8 protein-coding genes are annotated in these 8,094 nt (G+C 70.0%); 6 read left to right on the forward strand and 2 right to left on the reverse strand.

Annotated features, from left to right (window positions below):
• Window positions 1-6 precede the first annotated feature (6 nt).
• Together JIG36_RS45075 and JIG36_RS45080 are read right to left on the reverse strand one after the other, a co-directional pair.
• Window positions 7-1,353, reverse strand: coding sequence for a glycoside hydrolase family 10 protein (locus JIG36_RS45075; RefSeq protein WP_203383045.1), 1,347 nt, complete (start codon window positions 1,351-1,353; stop codon window positions 7-9).
• Window positions 1,354-1,667: 314 nt separating this feature from the next.
• A complete protein-coding gene (locus JIG36_RS45080; RefSeq protein WP_203383046.1) occupies window positions 1,668-2,447 on the reverse strand; it encodes an IclR family transcriptional regulator domain-containing protein in 780 nt (259 codons plus the stop codon).
• A 109-nt stretch (window positions 2,448-2,556) separates the two neighbouring features.
• Here JIG36_RS45080 and JIG36_RS45085 point away from each other — a divergent pair, with 109 nt between their 5' ends.
• The 6 genes from JIG36_RS45085 to JIG36_RS45110 all read left to right on the forward strand — a co-directional run bounded on the left by JIG36_RS45085 (window position 2,557) and on the right by JIG36_RS45110 (window position 7,823).
• Complete coding sequence (locus JIG36_RS45085; protein ID WP_203383047.1) at window positions 2,557-3,522, forward strand: ABC transporter substrate-binding protein; 966 nt, start codon at window positions 2,557-2,559, stop codon at window positions 3,520-3,522.
• Entirely contained in the window at window positions 3,519-4,274 is a 756-nt protein-coding gene (locus tag JIG36_RS45090) for an ABC transporter permease (protein WP_307873169.1), read from the forward strand. The genes JIG36_RS45085 and JIG36_RS45090 overlap by 4 nt, the downstream gene beginning before the upstream one ends.
• Window positions 4,271-5,035 (forward strand): ABC transporter permease, encoded by a 765-nt coding sequence (locus tag JIG36_RS45095; RefSeq protein WP_203383049.1) that lies wholly within the window; start codon window positions 4,271-4,273, stop codon window positions 5,033-5,035. Before JIG36_RS45090 ends, JIG36_RS45095 begins: the two co-directional genes overlap by 4 nt.
• Window positions 5,036-5,037: 2 nt before the next feature.
• Complete coding sequence (locus tag JIG36_RS45100; RefSeq protein WP_203383063.1) at window positions 5,038-5,853, forward strand: ABC transporter ATP-binding protein; 816 nt, start codon at window positions 5,038-5,040, stop codon at window positions 5,851-5,853.
• Between the two features lie 49 nt (window positions 5,854-5,902).
• Window positions 5,903-6,166 carry a GlsB/YeaQ/YmgE family stress response membrane protein gene (locus JIG36_RS45105; protein ID WP_203383050.1) on the forward strand — a complete coding sequence of 88 codons (264 nt, stop codon included), beginning with the start codon at window positions 5,903-5,905 and terminating at the stop codon, window positions 6,164-6,166.
• 523 nt (window positions 6,167-6,689) lie between these two features.
• On the forward strand, window positions 6,690-7,823 hold the full coding sequence (locus tag JIG36_RS45110; protein ID WP_203383051.1) for a helix-hairpin-helix domain-containing protein: 1,134 nt from the start codon (window positions 6,690-6,692) through the stop codon (window positions 7,821-7,823).
• Window positions 7,824-8,094: the final 271 nt, after the last annotated feature.

Genomic DNA, 8,094 nt, shown 5'->3' on the forward strand with positions numbered 1-8,094 from the left:
GGCCGGTCAGCGTGCCGTGCAGGTGGAGACCGAGGGGCCGGTTCCGGTGCCCTGGAAGCCGAATTCGGTGCTGGCGCCCGCGTTGACCGAGCCGTTGTACGACACGTTGGTGAAGCTGGTGCCGCTGGCGGTCGCGTTCCAGGTGTTGGTGACGGCCGCGCCCGAGGGCAGCGTCACGTTCACGGTCCAGCCGTTGAGCCGGGTCGCCCCCGCGGTGACCTTGACCGTGGCCACGAACCCGCCGTTCCACTGGTTCAGCGAGATCGCCGAGGTGCAGCCCGATCCCGAAGGCGGGGTGGTGGGCGGGGTAGTGGGAGGAGTCGTCGGCGGGGTGGTCGGCGTCGTTCCGCCATTCAAGACATCAAGAACGGCCGTGTACGCCGCCTTCTTGTTCCCGCTCCCGTCGAACAGCAGCGGGGTGCCGCTGGCCCGCCACGAATCGGAGTCGCGGATGCCCCACACGGTGATGCCGTTGCAGCGGGTCACCGCCAGGCAGGCCCGGGTCGCCGCCGCGAACGAGTTGGCCTGGGCCGTTCCCGAGCCCTCGATGTCGAGCTCGGTGATCTGCACGTCGACCCCGAGGTTGGCGAACCGCTGCAGGTTGGCCTGGTAGTCCGAGGGCAGCGGGGACGCCGAGTTGAAGTGGGACTGGAAGCCGACGCAGTCGATCGGGACGCCGCGGGACTTGAAGTCCTGCACCATCGCGTACACCGCGTTGCTCTTCGCGTTCTGACCGTCGGTGTTGTAGTCGTTGTAGCAGAGCTTGGCCGCCGGGTCGGCCGCCCGCGCCGCCCGGAACGCCGCCTCGATCCAGTCGTTGCCGGTGCGCTGCAGGTTGGAGTCGCGCCGGGCGCCGCTGCTGCCGTCGGCGAACGCCTCGTTCACCACGTCCCACGAGTCGATCTGGCCCTTGTAGTGGGTCGCGACCTGGGTGACGTGGTTGAGCATGGCGTTACGCAGCGTGGTGCCGCTCAGGCTCTGCGCCCAGCCCGGTTGCTGTGAGTGCCAGGCCAGCGCGTGCCCGCGGACCTTGGCCCCGATGCTCCTGGCCCGGGCCACGATCTGGTCGGCCGAGGTGTAGCTGAACTGGCCCTGGGTGGGCTCGGTGGCGTCCCACTTCATCTCGTTCTCGGGTGTGACCGAGTTGAACTCGCGGTTGAGGATGCCCGAGTAGGTGGAGTCGCTGAGCTTGTACGCGGCGACGGCGGTGCCGAAGTATCGGCCCGAGGCGGCCGCGGAGGCGCCGAGCGTGGTGGCCGCGTCCGCGGTGGAGGCGACGGTGAGGGCGCCGGCCGCGACGAGCAGGCCGAGGGAACCGGCGAGGACGAGCCGGCTCGTGGGGGAACGTTTCATGGCAGGTGCCTTCCAAGCTGCGATGGGGGACGGCACGGCCCCGGGCGCCGGTGGAAGCACCCTGGGGACCGCTACAGCAGAAAGTGACCCGGATCGATCGAAACGTTAACGGCAAGTTCCGGAAACCACAACGCCCAACGTTGTTTCCGATTGCCGATGGGCACGCTCCCGGTCCCCACAAAACAGGCGTAAATGGACCTGAGTGCGCCGAAACTTTCGGAGCCGAAGACGCGTTTCCCGTACGCGGACAGGAATGTGAACGACGAAGTCAGGTGCGCGTTTCCCGTACGGCGGAAGGAATGTGAACGACGGAGTCAGGCGCGCGCGGCGTGATGCCCGTTGAGGCGCAGGTCGGCATCGATGGCGGCGGTGGCGTCGAGCAGGGGCGGCAGCAGCCGGCGCCGCATCGCCTCCACCGTGGCCCGGGCGGCGTGCACCGAGACGTTGACGGCCCCGGCCACCGCGCCGGCCCGGTCGTGGATGGGCGCCGCGATCGCCCGCAGCCCCTCCTCGAGTTCCTGGTCGACGATCGCGTAGCCCTGGGCCCGCACCCGCCCCAGCTCCGAGCGCAGTGCCGCCGTCGTGGCCACGGTCTTCGCGGTCAGGCGGTGGAGCGTGACCCGTTCCAGGTAGGCCTCGAGATCGTCGGCCGGCAGCGAGGCCAGCAGGACCCGGCCCATCGAGGTCGCGTACGCGGGAAAGCGTGTGCCCAGATTGATCGACACGGCCATGATGCGGCTCGTGGGGACGCGGGCCACATAGACGATGTCGTCGCCGTCCAGAATGGACAGCGAGGAGGACTCGTGGATCTGTGACACCAGCCGTTCCAGGTGCGGCGCGGCGACGTCGGGCAGTGACAGGCTGGACAGGAACGCGTAGCCGAGCTCGAGCACGCGCGGAGTGAGGCTGAACAGGCGCCCGTCCGTGCGCACATATCCCAGGTCGACCAGCGTGAGCAGGAAGCGCCGGGCGGCGGCCCGGGTCAGGTCGCAGATCTTCGCCACCTCGCTGAGCGTCAGCTCGGGGCGGCGCGCGTCGAACGCCCGGATCACCGCGAGCCCGCGCTCGAGCGACTGGACGTGGTCCGAACTCACCGGGCAACCTGTGGAATCGATAAAGATCGTTGACGTGACACGGCCCACATCCTAGCGTTCACTATGAGAACTTTCGTTCGCAATGCGCACAGCTTACCGGAGGCTACGAATGCGACGTGTCTTCATAGGAATAGCTTCGGCCGCGCTGGTCCTCTCGGCGACCGCCTGCGGCTCGTCCGGCGGTTCGTCCGGCGACACCGACTCGGGCGGCGTCGACCAGGTCAAGGTCGGCGTCATCCCGATCGTCGACGTGGCGCCGATCTATCTGGGCAAGGACAAGGGCTTCTTCAAGAGCCGAAATATCGAGGTCAGCATGGAGGCCGGTCAGGGCGGCGCGGCCATCGTGCCCGGTGTCGTGAGTGGTCAGTTCCAGTTCGGCTTCAGCAACATGACCTCGCTGCTGATCGGCCAGACCAAGAACGTGCCGGTCAAGACGGTCGCGGCCGGTGTCGCGTCGACCGGTGAGCAGGGCAAGGACTTCGGCGGCATCATGGTCAAGGCGGACAGCCCGATCAAGACGGCGGCCGACCTGGCCGGCAAGAAGATCTCGGTCAACACCCTCAAGAACATCGGCGACACCACCGTACGGGAATCTGTCCGCAAGGCCGGCGGCGATCCGAAGGCGATCCAGTTCGTCGAGATGCCGTTCCCCAACGCGCCCGCCGCCCTGCAGGAGGGTCAGGTCGACGCGTCCTGGGTGGTGGAACCGCAGCTGTCCGAGATCAAGGCGGCCGGGGGCCGGCTCGTGGCGTCCAACTTCGTCGACGCGGCGCCCAACCTGACCGTGGCCGCCTACTTCACCTCGGCCAAGCTGGCCGGCGAGGACGCGGACCTGGTCAAGCGGTTCACCGAGGCGATCAACGAGTCCCTCACGTACGCCGACGCCCACCCCGACGAGGTCCGCGCGGTGCTCGCCAGTTACACCAAGATCGACGAGAAGACCCGGGCCGCGATGACCCTGCCCAAGTGGCCGACCGAGATCAACCAGGCCTCGGTCGAGACCCTGGCCAAGCTGGGCGAGCAGGACGGCATCTTCGACGGCGCGACTCCCGACGTGGCCAAGATCCTGCCGTGAGAGGCCTTGCCGGCCTGGCCGGTCTTCTCCTGATCGTCGAGGCACTGCCGAGGTTCGGTCTGGTCAATGACGGCTATCTGCCGCCGACCAGCCGGATCGCGGCCGCCCTGGGCGACGAGGTGGTCACCGCCGAGTTCTGGCAGGCGGTCGGCGACACCCTGACCGGGTGGGCGATCGGCCTCGCCATCGCGGTCGCGGCCGGAGTGGTCGTAGGCATCGTCATCGGCGCCGTGCCGGTGCTGCGGGCCGCCACCGCCTCCACGGTGGAGTTTCTGCGGCCGATCCCGTCGGTGGCGCTGATCCCCCTCGCGGTGCTGCTCTATGGCACCGACCTCGGCTCGACGCTGCTGCTCGTGGTCTACGCCGCGTTCTGGCAGGTGCTGGTCCAGGTTCTGTACGGGGTGGCCGACGTGGACCCGATCGCCGAGGAGACCGCGCGCAGTTTCCGGTTCGGCCCCTGGGCGCGCATCCGCAACGTCCTCTGGCCCACCGCCCTGCCGTACGTCTTCACGGGCGTGCGGCTGGCGGCGTCGGTGGCCCTGGTGCTGGCCGTCACCGCCGAACTGGTGATCGGCGCCCCCGGGCTGGGCAAAATGATCGCGGTGGCGCAGACCTCGGGCGCGGTGCCCGACATGTACGCGCTGATCGCGGTGACCGGTCTGCTCGGGGTCGCGATCAACCTGGCCGCCCGGGTGTTCGAGCGTCGTTCCCTGGCCTGGCACCAGTCCGTACGGGGCGAGGTGCCGGCATGAAACGCCTCGCGTACGTCCTGGGTCTCCCCGTCGTGCTCTTCGCGGCCTGGTTCGTGATCAGTGCCGGCAGCGAGAACTTCTACGCTCCGCCGCTCTCGCGGATCCTCGAGTCGTTCGGCCGCACCTGGACGCTCGACCGCCTCCAGGCCGACGTGCTGCCCAGCCTGTGGCGCCTGATCGCCGGATACGTGCTCGCGTCCGTGATCGGGGTGGCGCTGGGCGTCGCGATCGGGCTCAGCCGGGGCTTGCGGGCCACGGTCGAGCCGGTGCTGGAGTTCTTCCGGGCCATCCCGCCGCCGGTGCTCGTGCCGGTCATCATGCTGTTCGCGGGCATCGGCGACGGCATGAAGATCATCGTGATCGTGTTCGGTTGCGTGTGGCCGGTGCTGCTCAACACGGTCGAGGGCGTGCGGGCGGTGGACAGCGTGCAGCTCGACACCGCCCGCGCGTACGGGATCGGGGGTCCTGCCCGCATCCGCCAGGTGGTCCTGCCCGCGGCGTCACCCCAGATCGCGGCCGGGCTGCGGCAGGCGCTGTCGATCGCGATCATCCTGATGGTGATCAGCGAGATGTTCGCGGCCAGCAACGGCCTCGGCTTCACCATCGTGCAGTTCCAGCGCAGTTTCGCGATCCCCGAGATGTGGAGCGGGATCATCCTGCTCGGCCTGCTCGGGTTCGCGCTGTCGCTGCTGTTCCGGCTCGCCGAGGGGTGGGTGCTCCGGTGGTACCACGGTCTGCGCTCGGTAACGAAAGGTCGTTGACGATGCTCGAGGTCCAGGGACTCCGCAAGGTCTACAAGTCGGCCGGCCGTTCGGGCCGCTCCGGTCAGCGGGAGGTCGAGGCGCTGCGCGACCTGACGTTCACCGTCGACACCGGCGAACTGGTCTGCCTGGTCGGGCCGTCCGGCTGCGGCAAGACGACGTTGCTGAGGTGTATCGCCGGCCTGCTCGAGCCGAGCGGCGGCAAGGTCAGCCTGGACGGGCGCGAGGTGAACGGTCCGTCCCCGGGTCTGGCCATGGTTTTCCAGGAGTACGGGCGGAGCCTGTTCCCGTGGATGTCGGTGCGCGACAACGTCGAGCTTCCTCTCAGGCAGAAGAAGCTTCCCCGGGAGCGTCGCGTCGAGCTGGTCGAGCAGGCGCTCGAGGCGGTCGGGCTGGCCGGCACCGAGTCGGCGTTCCCGTGGCAGCTCTCGGGCGGCATGCAGCAGCGGGTGGCGATCGCGCGGGCGGTCGCGTACGAGCCGTCGACGCTGCTGATGGACGAGCCGTTCGCCGCCGTGGACGCGCAGACCCGGGCCGACCTCGAAGATCTGGTGCGCGCCCTGTGGCAGCGCCTGGGGGTGACGGTCCTGTTCATCACGCACGACATCGACGAGGCGGTCTATCTGGGGCAGCGCGTGGTGATGCTGTCGTCGTCGCCGACCGTGGTGCAGGACGAGGTCACCGTCGACCTGCCCGCCGACCGTGATCAACTGCACACGAGGGCCGATCCACGCTTCACCGCGCTGCGCACGCACGTCTACGAGCAGATCCAGGCGGCCAAGCTCGGGGCCGTTTCACAGGCGGCACCCAGGTCCTAGGTGGCATTGGGGGTTCATGCTGGAGGGACCGCCTCGACAGGGAGCCGTCATGGAGATCTCCGGGATTTTCACCGCCATCATCATCGGCCTCATCATCGGCGCGCTGGGCCGCCTCGTCCTGCCCGGCAAGCAGAACATCTCGATCTGGCTGACGCTGCTGATCGGCATCATCGCGGCGCTGGTCGGCACGTTCCTGGCGTCGCTCATCGGCGTGGCCGAGACGCGCGGCGTCGACTGGATCGAGCTCGCTCTGCAGATCGCACTCGCCGCCGGCGGTGTTGCGCTGGTCGCGGGGGCGCGCACCCGGCGCTGACCGCTTGTTTCCCCGGCCGATTGGTCCCGGTGCTGGTGCGGCGCTGGGACCAACCGGCTGTTTTGGGCCCGGCTGCAAATCGGCGCGGCTGCTGTTTTGGGGCGCCGCCGCTGATTTTGGGCGCGGCGGCTGCTGTTTTTTGGGCGCGGCCGCCGATTTAGGGCGCGGCGGCTGCTGTTTAGGGCGCGGCGGCTGATTTTGGGCGCGGCGGCTGCTGTTTAGGGCGCGGCGGCTGCTGTCTAGGGCGCGGCGGCTGATTTTGGGTGCGGCGGCTGCTGTTTTGGGGCGCGGAGGCTGATTTTGGGTGCGGCGGCTGATCCCAAGTCGGCTGCGGTTCCGGACCGGCGGCTGATGTCGGGTCGGCTGCTGTTTCCGGTCCATTACGGAGTGACGCCCGGGAACCGGATGCTGACCACGGGTAATCGGCGGTAGCTCCGTCGTACCACCCACATGGTGCGCAAACGGGGGGATGTGCGAAGCTGCGCGCTACATCCGCAGCTCTCATCTGTTCGGAGCCTTTCATATGGCATCGTTCCTCTTCCTTGTTGCCGGGGTCGTCGTCGGATTCGTCGCCGGGTGGCTGCTGCGTGGACTGCGGTCCGCGAAGCCCACCGTCACCGACACGCCCGCCCCGAGCGCCGCCACCACCAGCGCGCCCGCGACGGCCGCTGCCGTCGCCCCCACCACCGAGGACGAGCCGAAGGCCGAACCGGTGGCCCCCTCCCTCGAATCCACCGCCGCGACCACGGTCGACGAGCCCGCGACCTCTCCGTCGGCCGATTCCGCGCCCGCCGAGGCCGAGCCGTTCGCCGCCTCGCCGGCACCGGTTGTCGACGAGCCCGCTGCTTCGCCGATCGCCACAACGAACGAGCCGGTCACCGCGACGGACGAGCCGGTCACCGCGACGGACGAGCCGGTCACCGCGACGGACGAGCCGGTCACCGCGACGGACGAGCTGGTCGCGGTGAAGGATGAGCCGGTCACCACGACGGACGAACTGGTCACGGTGAAGGATGAGCCGGTCACCACGACGGACGAACTGGTCGCGGCGAACGACGAATCGGTCGCTTCGAAGGGCGCGCGGGCCGGGACCGAGCCCGTCACGCTGACCGAACCGGTCACCACCCCGGAACCGCCGGTCGAGCCGGTCCGCCCGGCCGAGCCCGAGCCGGTCGCCGTCACCCCCGAGCCGACCGTCGTGTCGACCCCGATCGCCGAGCCGACGCCGGTCGCCACCAAGCCGGCACCCAAGCCGCGCGCGGCCCGCACCCGCACGCCCAAGCCGAAGCCGGCCGCGGCCGTGCCCGGCGCCGCCGAGGCCGACGAGGTGGCCGCCGTGCCCGCGCCTGTCGCGATCGAGGCCGACGTCGTCCAGGACTCCATGGTCGCTGTCCCCGGCGCCGCCGAGACCGAAGAGATCGCCGCCGTGCCCGCGCCCGTCGCGGTAGCCGTCGCCGAGCCCGACGACCTCACCAAGATCGCCGGTATCGGCCCCAAGATGGCGATGGCCCTGGCCGCCGCCGGCATCACCCGCTTCGAGCAGCTGGCCGACACCGACGTGGCCACCCTGCGGTCCGCCGTCACCTCGGCCGGCCTGCGCCTGGCCCCGACCCTGCCGTCGTGGCCCGAGCGGGCCAAGCAGCTGGCCGGAAACTAACCCAGCACCACCGCACAACCTGTACCACCCGATGCCCGGCGGACCCCGTGTCCGCCGGGCATCGCCGTCTCCGTAGCGCCCACCCTCAGGCCGCTCCCCACACCCGCCCGCCTGCAACGTCCACCGCGCCACCGCGCCTGCCGTGCGCCACCGCGCCTGCCGTGCGCCACCGCGCCTGCCGTGCGCCACCGCGCCTGCCGTGCGCCACCGCGCCTGCCGTGCGCCACCGCGCCTGCCGTGCGCCACCGCGCCTGCCGTGCGCCACCGCGCC

Origin of the sequence: Paractinoplanes ovalisporus (assembly GCF_016834655.1) — a bacterium.
In the GTDB taxonomy this organism is placed as follows: domain Bacteria; phylum Actinomycetota; class Actinomycetes; order Mycobacteriales; family Micromonosporaceae; genus Actinoplanes; species Actinoplanes ovalisporus.